The sequence below is a fragment of the Pseudomonas sp. GW823-FHT04A03 genome (genome assembly GCF_058796615.1).
Genome location: NZ_JBXAIV010000001.1, coordinates 976,678 through 996,333 on the forward strand (window position 1 = coordinate 976,678; position 19,656 = coordinate 996,333).

Genomic DNA, 19,656 nt, shown 5'->3' on the forward strand with positions numbered 1-19,656 from the left:
GGTCGGCCCTGGCGACGTAGTTATCGGCTCAAGGCGCGGGCAAGAAACGGCGCAGTCCGGCTCTTCTTGCTCGCCGCCACTTTCTGCGGCGTCCCGGCCACAACGATCTTGCCGCCCTGATCCCCGGCACCCGGACCGATGTCGATTACCCAGTCGCTCTGCGCCACCACGCGCATTTCATGCTCGACCACGATCACCGTGTGCCCTGCCGTCACCAGCGTATCCAGTTGCTCCAGCAAGCGATCGACATCCCGTGGGTGCAAGCCGGTGGTGGGCTCATCCAGCACATACAACGTCGCGCCGCGCTGGTTGCGCTGCAGTTCGGTGGCCAGTTTGATCCGCTGGGCCTCGCCGCCGGACAGCTCGGTCGCCGGTTGCCCCAGGCGCAAGTAACCGAGGCCGATATCGCGCAGCACCTCCAGCGAACGGCGGATCGCCGGTTGCTCGGTAAACACCGTCACCGCCTCGTCCACCGTCAGTTGCAGCACCTGCGCGATGCTCAAGCCCTGCCAGAGGATGGCCAGGGTCTCGGGGTTGTAACGCGCGCCGTGGCAGGTCGGGCACGGCGCATAAACGCTGGGCATGAACAGCAATTCGACACTGACAAACCCCTCGCCTTCGCAGGTCGGACAGCGCCCCTTGGCGACGTTGAAAGAAAACTGCCCGGCGTCGTAGCCCGCCGCTTTCGCCTCGTCGGTCGCAGCGAATAACTTGCGCACGTTGTCGAACAGCCCGGTGTAGGTCGCCAGATTCGAACGCGGTGTGCGGCCGATGGGTTTCTGATCGACCTGCACCAGACGCTTGATCGACTCCAGCCCGGCGCTGACCTGGCCGGCGCTGGCAGTCGGGGTATCGTCTTCCAGATTGAGTTCTTCCGACTCGGCATCACTGACGCTGCGCCCAAGTTGCGCGCCGACCAGTTCCAGCAGCGCCTGGCTGACCAGGCTCGATTTGCCGGAACCGGAGACACCGGTGACCGAGGTGAAACAGCCCAGAGGAAATTCGGCGCTGAGGTTGTTCAGGTTGTTGCGGGTGACGCCGTCGAGCTTCAGCCACCCAGAAGGCTTGCGCGCCGCGCGGGACGGCCGTTGCTGTTCGGCGAACAGGTAGGCGCGGGTCTGGGAGCTTTCGATCGCGGCCAGCCCTTGGGGAGGCCCGCTGTAGAGAATCTGCCCGCCCTTTTCGCCCGCTGCCGGGCCGACGTCGATCAGCCAGTCGGCGCGGCGCATGGTGTCCAGGTCGTGCTCGACCACAAACACGCTATTGCCGTCGGCCTTCAGACGCTGCAACGCTTCGAAAAGGGCCTCGCCGTCAGCCGGGTGCAGGCCGGCGGAGGGTTCGTCGAGCACGTAGATCACGCCGAACAATTGCGAACCCAATTGTGTCGCCAGGCGCAAACGCTGCAACTCGCCGGACGACAGGGTCGGCGTGCTGCGCTCCAGGGCCAGATAACCGAGGCCGAGATCGGTCAGGGTGCTGACCCGGTCCAGCAAGTCCTCGGCAATGCGCTGCGCGGCCAGGCGTTTTTCCAGCGACAGGTTCGGCGTATGGCGCACGTCCGGCGCGTTGGCGTGGCCGCTGGCGCCATGGGCCACGCGCTGCTGACGGGCTTCGCGGGTCTGGCTGTGGGTCAGGGTTTCACCGGTTTCATCGGCGTGTTCCAGCCAGCTCGCGTCCGCCACCGGTTTCAAGACTTCGGCGACTTGCAGCAGCGGCATCCGCGACAACTCGCCGATGTCATGCCCGGCAAACGTCACCGACAACGCCTCGCGCTTGAGGCGTTTGCCATCGCACAACGGGCACAGGCTGCCGAGCATGAATTGCGACACGCGCTTCTTCATCAGCGCGCTTTGCGAATGGGTGAAGGTGTGCAGGATGTAGCGCCGGGCGCCGGTGAACGTGCCTTGATAGCTCGGCTCCATCTTGCGCTCGAGGGCGACGCGGGTTTCATCCGGCGTCAGCCCGGCGTACACCGGAACCGTCGGTGTTTCCTCGGTGAAGAGGATCCAGTCGCGCTGCTTTTTCGGCAGCTTGCGCCAAGGTATGTCGACGTCGATGCCCATGGTCACCAGGATGTCGCGCAAGTTCTGCCCCTGCCAGGCCAAGGGCCAGGAGGCCACGGCGCGCTGGCGGATGGTCAGTTCGGGATCGGGCACCATCAGTGCCTCGGTGACCTCATAGACCCGGCCCAGTCCATGGCACTCCGGGCACGCGCCTTGCGGTGTGTTCGGCGAGAAATCCTCGGCATATAGCATCGGCTGGCCCGGCGGATAGCTGCCGGCGCGCGAGTACAGCATGCGGATCAGGCTCGACAGCGTGGTCACGCTGCCCACCGAAGAACGCGTGCTCGGCGTGCCGCGTTGCTGTTGCAGGGCCACGGCCGGCGGCAGGCCCTCAATGGAATCGACATCCGGCACGCCAACCTGATCGATCAGCCGCCGCGCATAGGGCGCCACCGACTCGAAATAGCGCCGCTGGGCTTCAGCATACAAGGTCGAAAACGCCAGCGACGACTTGCCCGACCCCGACACACCGGTGAACACCACCAGCGCATCACGGGGGATATCGACGTCGACGTTCTTCAGATTGTGTTCACGGGCGCCACGCACGCGAACCATGCCGGCGGCGGAATTGGAGCTGCGCTTGGAGGTCATTGGCCAGCCTTGGTCAAGGGATTCGAAGCTCAGGCACTGAGCACGGAACGGATCATCTGCAACAGCGCTTCGGGGCCGTAAGGCTTGCCGAGCAAATGGGTGTCGGGGCTGAGCTGATGGTTGCGCGAGATGATGTCGCGGGTGTGGCCGGAGGTGAACAGCACCGCCACCGGCGGCATCTGAACCTTGGCCCACGCCGCCAGATCGGAACTCTTGATCAGGCCGGGCATGACCACGTCGGTGAAAATCAGGTCGACACGCGCGCCTTCCATCAACATCTGCATGGCCGCGTCGCCATTGCCGGCGATCAGCACGCGGTAGCCTTCTTCGCGCAACAGTTCGACGGCCGAAGTGCGTACCGCTTCGTTGTCCTCGACCACCAGGATCGTCTCGTGGCCGCCAGTGAGGGGTTTCTCCACGCTGGGCGCCGCTTGCCCCACAGCCCGCAGGCTGCGCGGGAAGTACAACTGAACTCGCGTGCCCTGGCCCACCTGGCTGTCGATCTCGACATGCCCGCCGCTCTGTTTGACGAAGCCGAACACCATGCTCAAACCGAGGCCGGTGCCCTGGCCGTCGGCCTTGGTGGTGAAGAACGGTTCGAACACCTGCTCGAGCATGTGCGGGGCAATGCCGACGCCGCTGTCACTGACCGAAACCCGTACGAAATCCCCCGGCACGATGCCCTTGCCCGAACAGAACGCCCGGTCCAGTGAGAGGTTGGAGGCGCCGAGCACAATCGTGCCCTCGCCCTTCATGGCGTCCCGGGCGTTGATCGCCAGATTGAGAATGGCGTTTTCCAGTTGATTGCGGTCGACGTTGATGTGCCACGGTTCGTCCGGCAGTTGCACGTCGATCTGAATGGTTTCGCCCAGCGCCCGTTGCAGCAACTCGCCGACGCCTTCGAAGATCTGCCGTGGATCGCACACCGCCGGCGACAGCGGCTGGCGACGGGCAAACGCGAGCAGTTGCGAGGACAGCTTGGCGCCACGTTCCACCGCCGCCAGCGAGGCGCTGACCCGACGCTGGACGTTGGCGTTGTTCGGCTCATGCCGCGCCAGCAGGTGCAGATTGCCGGCGATCACTTGCAGCAGGTTGTTGAAGTCATGGGCCACGCCACCGGTAAGGCCGCCGATGGCTTCGAGCTTCTGCGACTGGCGCAGTTGCTCTTCAGCGGAGAGACGCGCGCCGACTTCATCGGCCACACGCTGTTCGAGATTGCGGGTGAACTTGAGCAGGGATTCTTCGGCGATCTTGCGCTCGTGAATGTCGATGAGTACGCCGGGGAAACGGAACGGCTGGCCCTGCTCGTCGAACTCGCAGCAACCGCTGGCCAGCACCCACAGGAAGCTGCCATCGGCGCGGATCACGCGGTATTCGGCGTTGTACGGCTCGCCGGTGCGCACCGAATTCTCGACGCATTCCTGCACCCAACTGCGGTCGTCTGGATGAATGTGCGCTTCAGCGATGTGCTGCGGCAGATTGGTCAGGTCCTGATTCGGCGGGAAGGAAAACGTGCGGGCAAATCGCTCGTCGGCGGACAGCACGTTGTTCCTGACGTCCCAGACAAACGAGCCGAGCAATGCCCCGGCATTCAGCGCCAGGCGCACCCGCTCGTTGTCGGCGCGGTAGGCATCTTCGGCGGCTTGGCGCAACCGTTCGGACTGCACCAGTTCGGTGGTTTCCACCACCATCGCCATCACGCCCGAGGGAACTCCCGCATCGTTGGCCACCGGGCTGTAATACAAATCGAGCCAGACGTCCTCGGGTACGCCATCGCGCAGCAGCACCAGCACCTTGTTGCGATATTCCAGGGTGCCGCCCGCCAGACAGGTGTCGACCACATGCCGGTTGAAATCGGCCACCTCCGGCCAACCCAGCTCTACCGGTGATCCGAGCAGATACGGATGGCGTCCGCCGGCGAATCGGGAATAGGCGTCGTTGTAGATCATGTAACCGGCATGGCCCCAGAGCATGACCATCGGCAGCGGCGAAGCCAGCATCAGCTGAACCGTGCTGCACAGGCTGGCCGGCCAGGTTTCGAGGGGGCCCAGATCCGTGCCGCTCCAGTCGAACGCACGGATCCGCCCGGCCATCTCGCCTTGCCAGCCGTCACACCCATGGCTATCGGATAAAAACTGCATCGGCTGCTTCAACGCCTTGTGGTGGGTCCGGTTCTATCGCTGCGCGTTCAAGCGCCGCGCCCGTCTGTTTCGAGCGCGCGGGGCAGCGATGGTTTCATTAGAGGTATAGCCGATTTCACCCCGGCTCGACGTTCAGACTTCGATCAGGTGTTTGAGCGGATGGTAGCCAGTCTTGAGCTTCGCAGCGACGTCGAGAATCGCCTTCTGGATGCCGTCCAGGTGCATGCAGGTCAGCTCGATCGCGGCGCTCTGGTTGCCGGCCTCGATGTACTCGATCAGCCGCAGATGCTCGTCGTCGCGGCAGGCTTCGTGGCTGTCGTCATCCAGCGCGGCGGCGTACAGCGAGGCGCGGGAAATCAGCTTCTGGAACCAGTCGAGCAACACCGGGTTGTTCAGGCTGCGGGCCAGTTTGATGTGGAACTCGCCGAGCAGGTGAATCAGCCGCTCGTGATCGCCGGCTTCGTGGGCTTCGTCTTCCAGCAGCAAGTGATCGCGCAAGTCCTGCATCACCGCAGAGTCCTTGCGCCGGCACAGTTCGGTGACGATGCCGATCTCGATCAAACGCCGGGTTTCGAACAGCGAACGGATCTCTTCATCGCTGGGCAGCGACACCGACGCACCTTTATTGGGCTCGGTGGTGACCAGTCCGTCGGCCTCCAGTTGCTTGAGCGCCGCCCGAACCGACGTGCGGCTGACATTGAACAACTCCGCCAGCGACGCCTCGCCCAGCTTCATCCCCGGACGCAGCGAACGCTTGCTGATCGCCTCGTAAACCCCTTGGTAGACGCGGTCGACCGTGGTTTCCGTTTTCTTCTCGGTCATTCAAAAACTCCTTCAATGCTGGCAACGCTGCCCGACGAACGACTCAGTCAGGGAAATGGGGGGTTGCGCAAGCAGATTAATCCGGGTATTTCTAAATTGCATTCAGATATTGCATACAATAATTAGAGGATTGCACCATTATGGGTCAACCAATAGCCATTGAAGTGCGTAACGTATCCAAGCGGTATTCTGATGATCCTGGCCTGGCGCCAGCCCTCGATAACGTGTCGGTGAACATCGCCGACAACGAATTCTTCACCCTCCTCGGCCCCTCCGGCTGCGGCAAGACCACCCTGCTGCGCACCATCGCCGGTTTCGAACACGTCAGCGACGGCGAGATCCGTCTGGCGGGCGAAACGGTCAATCACCTGCCGCCGTTCAAGCGTCGGGTCAACACGGTGTTCCAGAGTTACGCGCTGTTTCCGCACATGAGTGTCGCGCAGAATATCGCCTTCGGCCTCGAGATGCAGGGTCTTGATCGCAAGACGATTCCCGGACGGGTCGATGAAATGCTCGCGCTGGTGCAGATGGAGCACCTGGCCGGGCGCAAACCGGCGGAATTATCCGGCGGCCAGCAACAGCGTGTCGCGCTGGCCCGGGCCCTGGCGCCGAAGCCGAAAGTGCTGTTGCTCGACGAGCCGCTGTCGGCGCTGGACCTGAAGCTGCGCAAGGAAATGCAGGTCGAACTCAAGCGCGTGCAGCAGGAAGCCGGCATCACCTTCATCTTCGTCACCCACGATCAGGAAGAAGCCCTGACCCTGTCCGACCGGATCGCGGTGATGTCCGCCGGCAAGATCCTGCAGATCGGCACCCCGACCGACATCTATGAACGGCCGCAACACCGCTTCGTCGCCCAGTTCATCGGCGACATCAATTTTCTCCCCGGCCAGCTCAAGCGCGGCGAGCACAACGAAAACATCTTCGTGCCCAACGGCATGCCGGTGGAAATCCCCTGCCCGCCGCAAGGCGTCAATGGCAGCAGCGTGCAACTGGCGTTTCGCCCCGAGCGTTCACAACTGGTCTCGGCGGATCAACCACATCATCTGCGCGGCGTGATCGAAGCGGTGCTGTATGTCGGCACCGCGACGCTGTACCAGTGCCGTTTGAACAACGACATCAAAGTCATGCTGCGGGAAAACAACGAGGGCCTGAGCGCTTGTCGTGCGGTCGGTGAACGCGTGGCGGTGCACCTGCCACCCCAGGCCTGCCTGTTGATGGAGGCCTGAGATGAGCGTCAGCAGCACTTCCCCCTCCCTCAACCGCGCGCTTTTGCTCAGCCCGGTGGTGTTGACCCTGCTCGCCCTGATCGCCATTCCGCTGGGGATCATGGGCTACATCAGCCTGCTGCCGCGCAACACCTACGGCGGCGTTGACTGGCAGGCCCAATGGCAACTGCAGAGTTACGTGCAGCTGTTTTTCCAGGAAGGTTTCGACGGCGAACTGGAACTGAACTGGGTCTACGCCCAGGCGCTATTGCGCTCGGTGTTCCAGGCCGGCGGCACCACGGTGTTGTGCTTTTTGTTCGGGTTTCCGGTGGCGTTGTGGATGTCGAGCCTGACTCCGCGCCGACGCAATCTGATGGTGTTGCTCATCACCATTCCGTTCTGGACCAACCTGCTGATCCGCAACTACGCGTGGCTGATCATCCTGCGCGAACAGGGCTGGGTCGCCCAGAGCCTCAACGCGCTGTTTCCGAGCGCCGGCGGCATCACCCTGCTCTACAACGACTTCGCCGTCAGCGTGGGTCTGGTCTACAGCTTTCTGCCGTTCATGATTCTGCCGATCTACTCGACCCTGGAAAAACTCGACTGGCGTCTGGTGGAAGCCGCCTATGACCTGGGCGCCAACCGCTGGCACGCGTTGCGCCGGATCATCCTGCCGCTGTCGATGCCCGGCGTGATTGCTGGCGCGTTGCTGGTGTTCGTGCCGAGCCTCGGCGCTTTCATCACCCCGGCGATCCTCGGCGGCGGCAAGACCCTGATGATCGGCAACCTGATCCAGCAGCAATTCGGCACCGCGCGCAACTGGCCGCTGGGCAGTTCGCTGTCGTTCCTGCTGCTAGGGATTCTGCTGTTGTCGCTGGTGCTCTACGCCCTCTACAGCCGCAGCGCGGCGAAAACCCTGAACCGGGGAGCGAAAGCATGATCTCTCTGCACCTGAAAAAACTCCCGGCGACCCGGGAAATCAGCCTGCTGATCCTCGCCTACCTGTACGTGCCGATCCTGGTGTTGATCGCCTACAGCTTCAACGCCAACCGCTCGGCAACGGTGTGGACCGAGTTCTCGTTCGCCTGGTACGGGCGGATCCTGGCCAACCCGTCGATCCAGACCGCAGCGCTGAACTCGATCATCGTCGCGACCATCACCACGGTCTGCGCCACGGCAATTGCACTGCTCGCAGCACTGGCGACTTACCGGCCGTTCTACGGGCAGAAAATGGTCGAGGGCGGGATCAACCTGCCGCTGATCCTGCCGGAGATTGTCACCGCCGTGGCCACCCTGCTGCTGTTCATGGCGCTGGGGATCAAGCTCGGGTTGATGACGGTGATCGTCGCGCACATCGGCTTCTGTATTCCGTTCGCCTACCTGCCGATCCGCGCACGGCTCAACGATCTGGACAAGAGCCTGCTGGAAGCCGCCAACGACCTGTACGCCAACCCGTGGCAAGTGTTCCGCCGGGTGACCTTGCCGCTGCTGTGGCCGGCGGTGTTGTCCGGTTCGGTGCTGGCGTTCGTGGTCAGCCTCGACGATTTCATCATGACCTTCTTCGTCGCCGGCCCCGGTTCGACCACGTTGCCGGTGTACATCTTCTCGGCGATCAAGGCCGGTGTGACGCCGGAAATCAACGCGATTTCGACCCTGATGCTGGTGATTTCCATCGTGCTGGTGGTGCTGGCCTTCTGGCTCGGCCAACGCGGCAAACAACAATAAACCTGGAGCGCTCTGTTCATGAAAACCAAAAGCATGCGTTTGGCTATTTCCGGTCTGGCCCTGAGTTGTTTCACCGCGTTCAGCGCCCACGCCGCCGAGCCCAAGGAATTGTTCTTCTATAACTGGACCGATTACTACCCGGTGGACCTGCTGGCCAAGTTCGAAAAGGAGACCGGGATCAAGGTCACCATGGACGGCTATGACAGCAACGAAACCCTGCTCGCCAAGTTGCAGGCCGGCGGCGCCGCGTATGACGTGATCGTGCCGTCGCAGTCGATCATGCAGACGCTGATCAAGCAGGATCTGCTGCTGGAAATCGACGCTCCGACCCTGAACAACTTTCAGTACGTCAAAGGCCCGTTCCGCGACCCGAGCTTCGATCCGGGCCGCAAATATTCGGCGCCTTATCTGTGGGGCACCACCGGGTTTTCCTATGACAGCGCCCGGGTGCCGGGCGGCAAGCTCGACGACTCGTGGAAAGAATTCTTCGAACCGCGCAAAGAGCTGCAAGGCCAGCTCGCCGCCCTCGACACTTCCAGCAGCGTGATCAACGCCGCCAGCCATTACCTGAACGTCGACGAATGCACGGAAAACCCGCAGGACGCCAAACGCATCCTTGAGCTGCTGCAGAAGCAGAAACCGTTCTTGAAGATGTACAGCTCCGACAACACCGTCGACCGCATGGCCTCGGGCGAAGTGATCATGATGCAGAACTGGAACGGCTCGACGGCCCGCGCCACGTTGCAGAAGAGCACAATCAAATACGTGTACCCGAAAGAAGGCCTGGCGATGTTCCAGGACAACTTCGCCGTACCGAAAAGCGCGCCGCATCCGAGCAACGCCAAGATCTTCATCGACTGGATGATGAAACCGGAGAACGCGGCGGCCGTGTCCAACGCGATTGCCTATGCCAACGGGATTCAGAGCGATCAGTTGCTGGATGCGAAATGGAAGGTCATGGACGCGATCAACATGCCCGAGGAATACGCCTCGCGGCTGCGGCCGGAGAAGGAATGCAGCAACAAGGCGCGGGAGCTGCAGGATCGGATCTGGTCGAAGCTTAAGGGCTGATCGCCTGACTTGAGACCGCGTCGCGGCCATCGCGAGCAAGCTCGCTCCCACAAGGATCGGTGGCGCTCACAGTTCCAATGTGGGAGCTGGCTTGCCAGCGATGAGGCCCGCCCAGACAACATAGAAACAGAGGTATGAAATGTCCCACCCCCGCTGGCTCAGAAACATCCGTCCCTACGGCGCCCCCGCCGAAGACCTGCTGATCGAAAACGGCAAGTTCACCCAACGCCGCCCGGCCTCCAGCACCCCGCTGGCCGCCACCGACATAGATGGCCAGAACCAGCTCCTGACCGCCCCGCTGGTGGAAAGCCACGTCCACCTCGACAAGACCCTCTACGGCCAACCCTGGCGCCCGAACAGCGCCGGCCCGACGCTCAAGGACTACATCAGCAACGAGCGCCGCGTATTGCGCGAAGTGAAAGCCCCGATCGCCGAACGCGCCGGTGCGTTGCTGGAAAATTGCATCGCCCGGGGTTCGCTGACCATGCGTTGCCACGTCGACATCGACCCGGAATTCGGCCTGCGTCACGTCGAAGCCATGCAGCAACTGCGCGAAACCTACAACGACCTGATCGACCTGCAACTGGTGGTGTTCCCGCAAACCGGCCTGATCAGCCGCCCCGGCACCGCCGAACTGATGCGCGAAGCCATGGCCCTGGGCGTGGAAAACGTCGGTGGGCTCGACCCGTGCGGCATCGACAACGACCCGATCGCGCAGCTGGATTTCGTGTTCAAACTGGCCAGCGAATTTCAGCGCGGCGTCGACATCCATCTGCACGACAAGGGTGAACTGGGCCTGTGGCAGATCGCCCGGATCGCCGATTACACCGAACGTTTCAACCTGCAGAACCGAGTGATGATCAGCCACGCCTATTGCCTCGGCATGCTGCCGTGGAGCCAGGTCAAACCGGTCGCCGAACGCCTCGCTGCGCTGGGCATTTCGCTGATGAGTTCGGCACCGGCCGACTGCGCGGTGCCGCCGTTTCTGGCGCTGCGTGAAACCGGCGTCAACGTGTGCCTGGGCTCCGACGGTATCCGCGATGCGTGGTCGCCGATGGGCAATGGCGACATGCTGGAACGGGCGATGCTGTTGGCGTTCCGTTTCGACCTGGGCAAGGACGATGAATTGGCAGCGGCATTCGACGCGGCGACCGTGAACGGCGCCCGCGCATTGGGTGTTGAAGAGTATGGTTTTGGAATCGGCCGGCCGGCAGATTTTCTGTTGATGCCGGTGGAAACCCTTGGAGAAGCGGTAGTCGCGCGGCCGGTGCGTCAGGTGTATCGCGGCGGCGAACTGATCGCCAGCGGCGGTCTCCTGCTGGGCAGCCGTCTGTGAAACGGATCGGCCTGAAGGCCGGTTGCGTGGTCGGCTTCGACGGCACGCAGCATGTGCTGTGGCGTGACGGTGAAGTGGTGTTCGCCGGTTCGCGCATCGAGTTTGTCGGGCGCGGTTATCAAGGGCCGGTGGATCAGTGGATCGACTACGGTAATGCGCTGATCGGCCCGGGTTTCATCGACCTGGATGCCCTCGGCGATCTCGATTCCACGGTGCTGACCCTGGACAACGGCGAAGAGCGCGCCATGGGCCGGATGTGGTCGGCGGAGTATCTGGAGGCCGGCCCGCGTGAGTCGTTCAGCCCTGAAGAAGAAGTCTTCAAGTACCGCTACGCCTTCACCCAGTTGATCCGCAACGGCATCACCACGGCGATGCCGATCACCTCGATGTACTACCGCGAATGGGCGGAGACCTACGACGAGTTCGCCGCGGTCGCCGGCGTGGCGGGCGAACTGGGGCTGCGCACCTATCTCGGCCCCTGCTACATGAGCGGCATGAGTTACTGGCGCGCCGACGGCAGCCTCGCCCACCACTGGGATGAGGCTCGGGGGTTGGCCGGACTGGATGCGGCCGAACGGTTTTTCAAGGATTTCGATGGCGCGCACGCCGGGTTGATTCGTGGTGCGCTGCTGCCGGATCGCATCCAGACCTGCACCCCGGCGCTGCTTCAGCGCACGTCCGCATTGAGCCGCGAGCTGAACGCGCCGATGCGCCTGCATTGCTGTCAGGCGCTGAGTGAGGTGGCGATGGTCGAACAGCTGCGCGGCACCTCGCCGCTGGGCTGGTTGCAGCAACTCGACCTGCTCACCCCGCGCAGTCTGTTGCCCCACGGCATCTACACCTCGGGCGATGACGATCTGCAACGGGTCATCGACGGCGGCGCGAGTCTGGTGCACTGCCCGCTGGTGTTCGCCCGCGACGGCGAGGCGCTGAACTCGTTCGGCCGCTATCGCGCCAAAGGCATCAACTTCGCCCTCGGCACCGACACCTGGCCTGCGGACTTGCTGGCCAACATGCGCCACGGTCTCAACATCGCCCGCTTGATGGAGGGCGGCTCGGCGCTGACCAGCAGCCTCGATCTGTACAACGCCGCTACCCTCGGCGGCGCCACAGCGCTGGGCCGTGACGACCTCGGTCGCCTGGCTCCGGGCGCCAAGGCCGATATCACCGTTTTCAGCCTGCGCGGCCTGCACCTGGGCCCGCTGTTCGATCCACTGAAAAACCTGCTGCTGGCCGGGCGCGGCGACGACTGCATCGCCAGTTTCATCGACGGTCGCTGCGTGATGCACGACGGTCAGGTCAACGGCGTCGACTACCCCACTCTGCAACGCCAGGCCCAACGCCAATACGAAAAACTGATGCGCAGCCACAGCGACCGGGCCTTTGGCCGACCGGACTGGAAAACCCTGTTCCAGCCGGCCATTCCGTTCGCCGACGACTACAGCGCCGAGGCGCCGTTGAGCGCCATCGATCCACTTCTTTAGAGAACACTGCCATGCACAGCTTCGATTTCAGTCAACTGAGCCCACGGGAAAAGTACAAGATTCTGATCGGCAGCGTGGTGCCGCGCCCGATTGCACTGGTCACCACCATCGACGCCGAAGGCCGGGTCAACGCGGCGCCGTTCAGCTTCTTCAATGCGCTGTCGGCGGACCCGCCCATTCTCGCGCTCGGCGTCGAGAACTACGGCGACCAGAGCCCGAAGGACACCACGCGCAATATCCAGATGAATCAGGAATTCACCGTCAACATCGTCAGCGATGCACTGGTGGAGGCTATGAACGTCTGCGCCGTGCCGTTCGCGCCAGGCTTCGATGAGTTGACCGCAGCAGGGCTGACCGCGATCCCCGGCACCTCGGTCAAATGCCCGCGAATCGGCGAAGCACCGGTGGCGCTGGAATGTCGGCGGATGATGGCGCTGAACATCGGTCAGTCGCGGGAGATCATTTTTGGCGAGGTGTTGATGGCGCACGTGCGCGATGAGTTGATCGATCCGAAAACCCTGTACATCGATCAATTGGGGCTGGATGCGATCGGGCGCATGGGCGGGCATGGTTATGCGCGGACCCGGGATTACTTCGACCTGCCGACCCGCTCGTTGCAAGCGTGGACGGAGGCACCCGGGGGTGGCGAGCGGTTCTGGCCCGCCAAATAAAAAAACGGCCCACCGAGGTGGGCCGCCGTTACAGGTCGATCAGTCAGTGCCGTACTTCGGCGACCGTGGCCCGTACAGCAGGCCCGCCGGATGACCGGCCGACAGCAGTCGATTGCTGGCCACACCGGCAATCGGGTAGCCGGCATCGGTGGAGCTGTTGATGATCTGCTTCACCGCCGCAGTGATCAGCATGCCGATCAGGCCGCCGGCGTTGCTGTTGTTGCCCTCCTCGCTCGACGCCCGTGCCGCTCCGGTCCACAGGGTGACGCCGGTTTTCAGGTCGACCAGTCTGGCGTTGGCGGTGACGGCAGTTTCGCTGCTGATCACCATGTAGCGTGTGCCGTACTCGCTGACGGTGATGTACAGCGCCGCGTCGGCACCGAAGATTTCCTGCAGTTTGTTGGCCGGCGCCGCATGGATGTCATCCGGCGTGGTCAGGCCGTTCTGGCGGAATGTCTCGTCGACCAGGGTGATCGGCAGCACGTAGTAACCGGCTTCGGCCAGCGGGAAGGTCACTTGCGACAGCAGGCTGTAGGACGCCTTGACGTCCGGCGAGGTGTTCAGCGGTGGCAGCACCAGAATGGATTTCGGCCGTGCTTGTTTGTACGCCGAATAGTCCACGGTTTTCGGTGCAACGCAGCCACCGATAACGGTCAGCGCCAAGCCTGCGGCCAGCAGCTTCAAGGCACGCGAGATCATTGGGCGTCTCCGGTCCTGGCGTTTTTAAGCAGAAAATCCATGTAGGTGCCGGACTCGGGGAACAGGGTTTTCTCGGTGCGCAATTGCTGCACCATCTGATCGTCCTTGCCCATGCTCAGGTACAGCAGACCGAGGTGGGCGTGGTAACCCGGCGGTACGGGCTTGCCACTGGCGCGGATCTTTTGCAGATCGGCTTCCAGCGCTTCGGCCTGGGCCTCTTTCGGCGTTTCGCTTTTGAAGTATTCGTAGACTTGTGGCTGGTAGCCTTCCCACTGGTACAGGGTTTGCGGGCTGCTGCAACCGGCCAGCAAGGCGCTGCCAGCCAACGTCAAGGCCATTAGCGACCGGGACAGGGACAGATTCATGGTGTGTTGCTCCTTGCAATGGGCGTCTATCAGTTGCCCGGTTTCCAGGCACCGGCGTTCATGCCGTCAACCAGACGATTGATCGCCTCGCGCATGGCCAGATCGAGGACTTTGCCGTTGAGGGTGGAATCGTAGGCAGCGGTGCCGCCGAAGCCGATGATTTCGCGATTGGACAAGGCGTACTCGCCTGCGCCCTGGGTCGAATACACCACTTCGGACGTGCTGATGTTGACGATGTTCAGGTTGACCTTGGCGTAGGCGACCTGGGTCTTGCCACGGCCAAGAATGCCGAACAGTTGATGATCGCCGGTCTCTTTGCGGCCGAACTCGGTGACGTCACCGGTCACCACGTAATCGGCGCCTTTCAGGCGCTGGGCCTGGCCCTTGATCGCCGCTTCCTGCTGGATTTCGCCCATGTTGTCGCGATCCAGCACCGAGAAACGGTTGGTCTGCTGCAAGTGAGTGATCAGGATGGTTTTGGCCTGGCCACCGAGACGGTCGACGCCATCGGAGAAGATCCCGCGCATGTAGCTCGAACGGTTGTCGAACTTGCCCACGGCCATCGGGATACGCACACCGGACCAGGCCTGGGAGGCGCTTTCCACCTTGGCCACCGGCAATGCGCGGGAGCTTTCGGTGGCGCAACCGGAAAGCGAGCCGGCCAGAGTGCCGAGGACGGCAATCGCAACGCCCGAGACCAACATCCGGGAGATCATTCTCACTGTGCATTCCTTCTGAAAAATGATGTGTCCCGGCACGGCAAAATCGTGGGGGATCGGGAAAGGGGCGGCATTATGCCAAAGTGCCATCAGTGAAGACAGGCTTTTTTGACGTCAGTAAATTGGCTTGCGAATCAACCAGCAGCCCTCAGTAACGATCGTTCCCACGCTCTGCGTGGGAATGCATCCCGTGACGCTCTGCGTCACAGTGGACGCGGAGCGTCCATGGCGGCGTTCCCACGCGGAGCATGGGAACGATCAGTTCGGGGTATCAGTGGAAGTCGCGGCTCTGCACCCGGATTCCGTTGAGCAACGGACTGAGGTCGCTCAAGCGGCCGGCGATCAAATGCCGCACCTCGCCTTCACGCTCCCAGCGGCCATCGACCTTGAGCAGTTGCGAGCCGACCAGCACCTGACGCTGACGCTCGGCCAGATCGCGCCAGACCACCACGTTGACGTTGCCGAACTCGTCTTCCAGGGTCACGAAGGTCACGCCGCTGGCAGTGCCCGGCCGCTGGCGCCCGGTCACCAGTCCCGCCACGCTGACCGGCCGGCCATGCTCGACGTCCAGCAACTCCCGGGAGCTGCGACAGCGCCGGGCCCGCAACTCGTCGCGCAACAGCGTCAACGGGTGCGGCCCCAGCGTGGTGCCGAGGGTGGCGTAGTCGGTGAACAGGTCTTCGCTGACACTCGGCGTCGGCAGCAGCACATCCGGCTCGTCCTGACTCGGCAACCCGGCAAACAACCCGAGCTGTTTCTGCACCCCGGCCACTTCCCAGCGCGCCCGATGGCGGTGACCGGCCAAATCGCGCAAGGCTCCGGCATCCGCCAGCAATGCCTGGGCCCGACTGTCGAGCCCGGCCCGTTCACCCAGATCGGCGACATCGGCAAACGCGCCCCTCGCCCGAGCGTTTTCAATGCTGCGGGCATCTTCCTCGCGAAAGCCCTTGATCATCCGCAGGCCCATGCGGATGGCCGGTTGCTCGCCAGTGATCGGTTCCAGGCTGCAATCCCAGTCACTGGCGCGCACGTCCACCGGGCGGATCTGCAAATGATGCCGGCGTGCATCCTGAAGAATCTGATCCGGGCTGTAGAAACCCATCGGCCAGCTGTTGATCAGCGCACAGGCGAACGCCGCCGGTTCGTGGCACTTGAGCCAGCAACTGGCATAGGTCAGCAAGGCAAAACTGGCGGCGTGGGACTCGGGAAAACCGTAGCTGCCGAATCCCTTGATCTGCTCGAAAATTTGCGCGGCGAATTCCGGGCTGTAGCCGTTTTTCTTCATGCCGGCGGCCAGCCGTTCCTTGTGCGGTTCCAGTCCGCCGTGGCGTTTCCACGCCGCCATGGAGCGGCGCAGCTGATCGGCCTCGCCGGGGCTGTAGTCGGCGGCGACAATCGCGATCTGCATCACCTGTTCCTGAAACAGCGGCACGCCGAGGGTGCGCTTGAGCACCACTTCCAGCTCCGGTGACGGATAGGTTTCCTCTTCTTCCTTGTTTCGGCGACGCAGGTACGGATGGACCATCCCGCCCTGGATCGGCCCCGGCCGGACGATGGCCACCTCGATCACCAGATCGTAGAAAGTTTGCGGGCGCAGGCGCGGCAGCATCGACATCTGCGCCCGGGACTCGATCTGGAACACGCCGATGGTGTCGGCGCGGCTGATCATGTCGTAGGTCGGGCGATCGTCAGCCGGGATGGTGGCCAGGCTCAGATTCTGGTTGCGATGACGGCGCAGCAGGTCGAAACAGCGGCGAATCGCACTGAGCATGCCGAGGGCGAGGATATCCACCTTGAGCAACCCGACGGCATCGAGGTCGTCCTTGTCCCACTGGATGATCGTGCGGTCGGCCATGGCGGCGTTTTCCACCGGTACCAGCGTGTCCAGCGGTTGCTCGGAAATCACGAAACCGCCGGGATGCTGCGACAGGTGCCGGGGGAAGCCGATCAGTTGCCCGGTCAGGCTCAGTACCCGGTGCAGCAGCGGACTTTCGGGGTCGAAACCGCCTTCGCGCAGGCGCTCCACGGGCGGCGTTTCATCGCTCCAGTGGCCGCAGCAGTCGGCCAGCGCATTGATCTGGTCCGGTGGCAGACCCAGCGCCTTGGCCACATCGCGGATCGCGCCGGAAGCATGGTAAGTGCTGACCACCGCCGTCAGCGCCGCACGACGTCGACCATAACGACGAAACACGTATTGCAGGACTTCTTCCCGGCGTTCGTGCTCGAAATCCACGTCGATGTCCGGCGGCTCGTTGCGCTCCCTCGACATGAAACGCTCGAACAGCAGCGTGGTGCGATCCGGGTCGATCTCGGTGATGCCCAAGGCGAAACACACCGCCGAGTTGGCCGCCGAACCGCGACCCTGGCAGAGGATCTTCTGCTCCCGGGCGAAGCGCACCACGTCGTGCACGGTGAGGAAGTAGCTTTCGTAGCCGAGTTCGGCGATCAGCTCCAGCTCATCGTCGATCTGCTTCAGCACCTTGGGCTGCGCGCCTTTCGGCCAGCGCCAGGCGATGCCTTGCTCGGTCAGGTGGCGCAGCCAGGAACTGGCGCTGTGTTCCTCGGGCACCAGCTCTTTGGGGTATTGATAGCGCAACTCGCCCAGATCGAAGGTGCAGCGGCGAGCCAGTTTCACCGATTCGTCCAGCAAGGCCTGCGGATACAACTCGCGCAACACATCGAGGCTGCGCAAATGCCGCTCGCCGTTGGGGTGCAGGCGCAACCCGGCTTCGGCCACCGGAACGTGATGACGGATCGCGGTCATGGTGTCCTGCAAGGCCCGCCGGCCACGGGCGTGCATGTGCACATCGCCGCTGGCCACGGCTGGAATCTGCAGCTCATCCGCCAGACTCAGCAGCGCGGCCAGCCGTTGCTGATCGTTCTGCCCGCGATGCAACTGCACCGCCAGCCACAGCCGTTCGCCGAACGCCTGTTTCAGCCAGCGGCCCTCTTCCACCTCATCGATCGCATCCGGTACCCACAGCACCAGCAATCCCGGTAACGATTCGCTGAAGTCCTCGCGCAGCACTTGATACTGGCCTTTTTGGGTACGCCGTCGAGCCTGGGTGATCAAGCCGCACAGCGCCTGATAACCCTCGATGTTCTCCACCAGCAACACCAGTTTCGGGCCGTTCTCGATGCGGATTTCGCTGCCGATGATCAGCGGCAGCTCCACGGACTTGGACGCCTGCCAGGCACGGACGATCCCGGCGAGGGTGCATTCATCGGTAATCGCCAGCGCCTGATAGCCGTGTTTTTTCGCGCGCTGGAACAACTCCAGCGCACTGGACGCGCCGCGCTGGAAACTGAAATTCGACAGGCAGTGCAGCTCGGCGTAACCCTGGCTCACGCGAACCAGCCCTGCAGCCACAACGGACCGCCCTCACCCACTGCCCGGTACGCCCAGCCTTGCTGGCCGGCGCGGTTCTGGATCAGGTAATAGTCGCGGCGCACGTCGTCACCGTCCCACCAGCCGGACTCGATACGCTCCGGGCCCATGAGGATGCGCGCCGAACCTTCGGGCACGGACTGCGGCTCGCCCAACAACCAGCCCGGACGCTGCACGCCCGGCAATGCAGGGCAACGTTGTTTGTCGTCGGCGTTCTGCCATGCGCACTCCGGGCGATGATCGGCCTGAAAGCGCAGGCCCTGCACCGCCTCATCCCCCAGCCGCGCACGCAGGCGTTCGCGCAGTTGCTCCCAGGGCAAGGTCTGCTGCGGACGGTCGTCGAACAGTTCCTGAAACTGCGGCACGAAACTCGGCAGATCCTCGGCGCGCAGACGAAAACCGCGCACCGGGGCTTCGACCTGCACCTGCTCCAGTCGGCCACGGGCCAGTTCAAAGAGCATCGCCGGGTCGCGCTCGGCGCTGAGCAGGCCGACCTTGATCAGCGTGTCCGGCAGCCCCGCATGTTCCAGATGCAAGTCGAAGCGCTGTACGCCGCTGTCGCGGCCGCACAAAAACGCCGCCAGATCGGACGTCAGGCGGCGCAAGGGGAATAGCAGCGCCTGATGGGACTGCACGTCGAAATTGAGTTCGATGCGCACATCGAAGCGATCCGGCGGCAGGTAAAACGCCAGCGCCAGCGGCCGTGCGCCGAACAGCGTGTCCAGGTGCTTGAGCATCGGCGCCTCGAAACGCCGGGCCAGGGCCTGACGCGGCAGGTTCTGCACCTGATGAAGGTTGCGCAGGCCCATGCGCGACAGCGCCGTGGCCACACTCGGCTCAAGCCCGATGCGGTCGACCGGCAATTGCCCGAGGTGATGGCGCAGGGCTTCACCGTCGGGCGCCACCAATCCGTCATAGGCGTTGGCCAGTACTCGCGCGGCCACCGGGTTGGGCGCGGCGACGATGCGGTGCCGAAAACCCAGTTCCGTCAGCTCCGTGCGCAATCGCGCCTCGAACTGCGCCCAGGAACCGAACAGCCCGAGGCTCGATTCGATCTCGAACACCACGGTGCGCGGATAATGCACGCTGACCTGGGCGCTGAAGCGATAGGCCCAGGCGGCGAGAAACTGCTGCCAGTGCTCGACCTCGGCCGCGTCGTAATCGACGGTGGCGAACCCTTTGCTCATGGCCTGCGCAGCAGTCATCGACTGCCCGGGACGCAAGCCCAGCGCCCGCGCCGCCGGGTTGACCGCTTGCAACACCCGGCGCTGGGCCGGGCCGCTGAGCAGCGCCAAGGGTTGCTCGGGATCGGGGCGCTGACGCAGCACGGCGTCGAGGGCCAATTGCGGGAACAGAATGCAAACCCAGCGCATGGC

The 19,656-nt window shown here is 63.4% G+C and carries 15 protein-coding genes; 7 read left to right on the top strand and 8 right to left on the bottom strand.

The features are described from left to right. Positions 1-20 precede the first annotated feature (20 nt). The 3 genes from AC1Q9F_RS04080 to AC1Q9F_RS04090 form a co-directional block, all read right to left on the bottom strand. Positions 21-2,654 (bottom strand): excinuclease ABC subunit UvrA, encoded by a 2,634-nt coding sequence (locus AC1Q9F_RS04080; protein ID WP_492618878.1) that lies wholly within the window; start codon positions 2,652-2,654, stop codon positions 21-23. 29 nt (positions 2,655-2,683) lie between these two features. Next, positions 2,684-4,795: a hybrid sensor histidine kinase/response regulator gene (locus AC1Q9F_RS04085; RefSeq protein ID WP_492618877.1), complete on the bottom strand. Its 2,112-nt coding sequence runs from the start codon at positions 4,793-4,795 to the stop codon at positions 2,684-2,686. Between the two features lie 132 nt (positions 4,796-4,927). After that, positions 4,928-5,617, bottom strand: a complete 690-nt coding sequence (locus tag AC1Q9F_RS04090; protein WP_007959456.1) for a GntR family transcriptional regulator — start codon at positions 5,615-5,617, stop codon at positions 4,928-4,930. A gap of 140 nt (positions 5,618-5,757) precedes the next feature. Here AC1Q9F_RS04090 and AC1Q9F_RS04095 point away from each other — a divergent pair, with 140 nt between their 5' ends. The 7 genes from AC1Q9F_RS04095 (at position 5,758) to AC1Q9F_RS04125 (ending at position 13,109) form a co-directional block, all read left to right on the top strand. Then, positions 5,758-6,843: an ABC transporter ATP-binding protein gene (locus AC1Q9F_RS04095; RefSeq protein ID WP_492618876.1), complete on the top strand. Its 1,086-nt coding sequence runs from the start codon at positions 5,758-5,760 to the stop codon at positions 6,841-6,843. Position 6,844: 1 nt separating this feature from the next. Further along, a complete protein-coding gene (locus tag AC1Q9F_RS04100) occupies positions 6,845-7,762 on the top strand; it encodes an ABC transporter permease (protein WP_007959454.1) in 918 nt (305 codons plus the stop codon). After that, positions 7,759-8,547: an ABC transporter permease gene (locus tag AC1Q9F_RS04105; protein ID WP_492618875.1), complete on the top strand. Its 789-nt coding sequence runs from the start codon at positions 7,759-7,761 to the stop codon at positions 8,545-8,547. The genes AC1Q9F_RS04100 and AC1Q9F_RS04105 overlap by 4 nt, the downstream gene beginning before the upstream one ends. An 18-nt stretch (positions 8,548-8,565) precedes the next feature. Continuing rightward, entirely contained in the window at positions 8,566-9,618 is a 1,053-nt protein-coding gene (locus AC1Q9F_RS04110; RefSeq protein ID WP_492618874.1) for an extracellular solute-binding protein, read from the top strand. Positions 9,619-9,757: 139 nt separating this feature from the next. After that, positions 9,758-10,954: an amidohydrolase family protein gene (locus AC1Q9F_RS04115; protein WP_492618873.1), complete on the top strand. Its 1,197-nt coding sequence runs from the start codon at positions 9,758-9,760 to the stop codon at positions 10,952-10,954. Beyond that, positions 10,951-12,438, top strand: coding sequence for an amidohydrolase family protein (locus AC1Q9F_RS04120; protein WP_492618872.1), 1,488 nt, complete (start codon positions 10,951-10,953; stop codon positions 12,436-12,438). The genes AC1Q9F_RS04115 and AC1Q9F_RS04120 overlap by 4 nt, the downstream gene beginning before the upstream one ends. Positions 12,439-12,449: 11 nt before the next feature. Beyond that, the gene (locus AC1Q9F_RS04125; RefSeq protein ID WP_085745460.1) at positions 12,450-13,109 is read left to right on the top strand and encodes a flavin reductase family protein; all 660 of its coding nucleotides are present in this window, start codon (positions 12,450-12,452) and stop codon (positions 13,107-13,109) included. A gap of 39 nt (positions 13,110-13,148) precedes the next feature. Here AC1Q9F_RS04125 and AC1Q9F_RS04130 read toward each other — a convergent pair whose 3' ends face one another. From AC1Q9F_RS04130 to AC1Q9F_RS04150, 5 genes are all read right to left on the bottom strand, one after another. Next, positions 13,149-13,808, bottom strand: coding sequence for a DUF799 domain-containing protein (locus AC1Q9F_RS04130; protein WP_492618871.1), 660 nt, complete (start codon positions 13,806-13,808; stop codon positions 13,149-13,151). Next, positions 13,805-14,173, bottom strand: coding sequence for a DUF4810 domain-containing protein (locus AC1Q9F_RS04135; protein ID WP_207982938.1), 369 nt, complete (start codon positions 14,171-14,173; stop codon positions 13,805-13,807). The genes AC1Q9F_RS04130 and AC1Q9F_RS04135 overlap by 4 nt, the downstream gene beginning before the upstream one ends. A gap of 29 nt (positions 14,174-14,202) precedes the next feature. Then, positions 14,203-14,889 carry a CsgG/HfaB family protein gene (locus AC1Q9F_RS04140; RefSeq protein WP_162130490.1) on the bottom strand — a complete coding sequence of 229 codons (687 nt, stop codon included), beginning with the start codon at positions 14,887-14,889 and terminating at the stop codon, positions 14,203-14,205. 274 nt (positions 14,890-15,163) lie between these two features. Next, complete coding sequence (locus tag AC1Q9F_RS04145) at positions 15,164-18,262, bottom strand: error-prone DNA polymerase (protein WP_492618870.1); 3,099 nt, start codon at positions 18,260-18,262, stop codon at positions 15,164-15,166. Next, the gene (locus tag AC1Q9F_RS04150) at positions 18,238-19,653 is read right to left on the bottom strand and encodes a Y-family DNA polymerase (RefSeq protein WP_492618869.1); all 1,416 of its coding nucleotides are present in this window, start codon (positions 19,651-19,653) and stop codon (positions 18,238-18,240) included. Before AC1Q9F_RS04150 ends, AC1Q9F_RS04145 begins: the two co-directional genes overlap by 25 nt. Between the last annotated feature and the right edge of the window lie 3 nt (positions 19,654-19,656).

Coding starts and splice junctions, on each gene's coding strand:
- AC1Q9F_RS04135 (WP_207982938.1), bottom strand. CDS start 14,173: ATGAATCTGTCCCTGTCCCGGTCGCTAATGGCCTTGACGTTGGCTGGC.
- AC1Q9F_RS04140 (WP_162130490.1), bottom strand. CDS start 14,889: ATGATCTCCCGGATGTTGGTCTCGGGCGTTGCGATTGCCGTCCTCGGC.
- AC1Q9F_RS04110 (WP_492618874.1), top strand. CDS start 8,566: ATGAAAACCAAAAGCATGCGTTTGGCTATTTCCGGTCTGGCCCTGAGT.
- AC1Q9F_RS04090 (WP_007959456.1), bottom strand. CDS start 5,617: ATGACCGAGAAGAAAACGGAAACCACGGTCGACCGCGTCTACCAAGGG.
- AC1Q9F_RS04125 (WP_085745460.1), top strand. CDS start 12,450: ATGCACAGCTTCGATTTCAGTCAACTGAGCCCACGGGAAAAGTACAAG.
- AC1Q9F_RS04105 (WP_492618875.1), top strand. CDS start 7,759: ATGATCTCTCTGCACCTGAAAAAACTCCCGGCGACCCGGGAAATCAGC.
- AC1Q9F_RS04095 (WP_492618876.1), top strand. CDS start 5,758: ATGGGTCAACCAATAGCCATTGAAGTGCGTAACGTATCCAAGCGGTAT.
- AC1Q9F_RS04100 (WP_007959454.1), top strand. CDS start 6,845: ATGAGCGTCAGCAGCACTTCCCCCTCCCTCAACCGCGCGCTTTTGCTC.
- AC1Q9F_RS04150 (WP_492618869.1), bottom strand. CDS start 19,653: ATGCGCTGGGTTTGCATTCTGTTCCCGCAATTGGCCCTCGACGCCGTG.
- AC1Q9F_RS04115 (WP_492618873.1), top strand. CDS start 9,758: ATGTCCCACCCCCGCTGGCTCAGAAACATCCGTCCCTACGGCGCCCCC.
- AC1Q9F_RS04130 (WP_492618871.1), bottom strand. CDS start 13,808: ATGATCTCGCGTGCCTTGAAGCTGCTGGCCGCAGGCTTGGCGCTGACC.
- AC1Q9F_RS04085 (WP_492618877.1), bottom strand. CDS start 4,795: ATGCAGTTTTTATCCGATAGCCATGGGTGTGACGGCTGGCAAGGCGAG.
- AC1Q9F_RS04080 (WP_492618878.1), bottom strand. CDS start 2,654: ATGACCTCCAAGCGCAGCTCCAATTCCGCCGCCGGCATGGTTCGCGTG.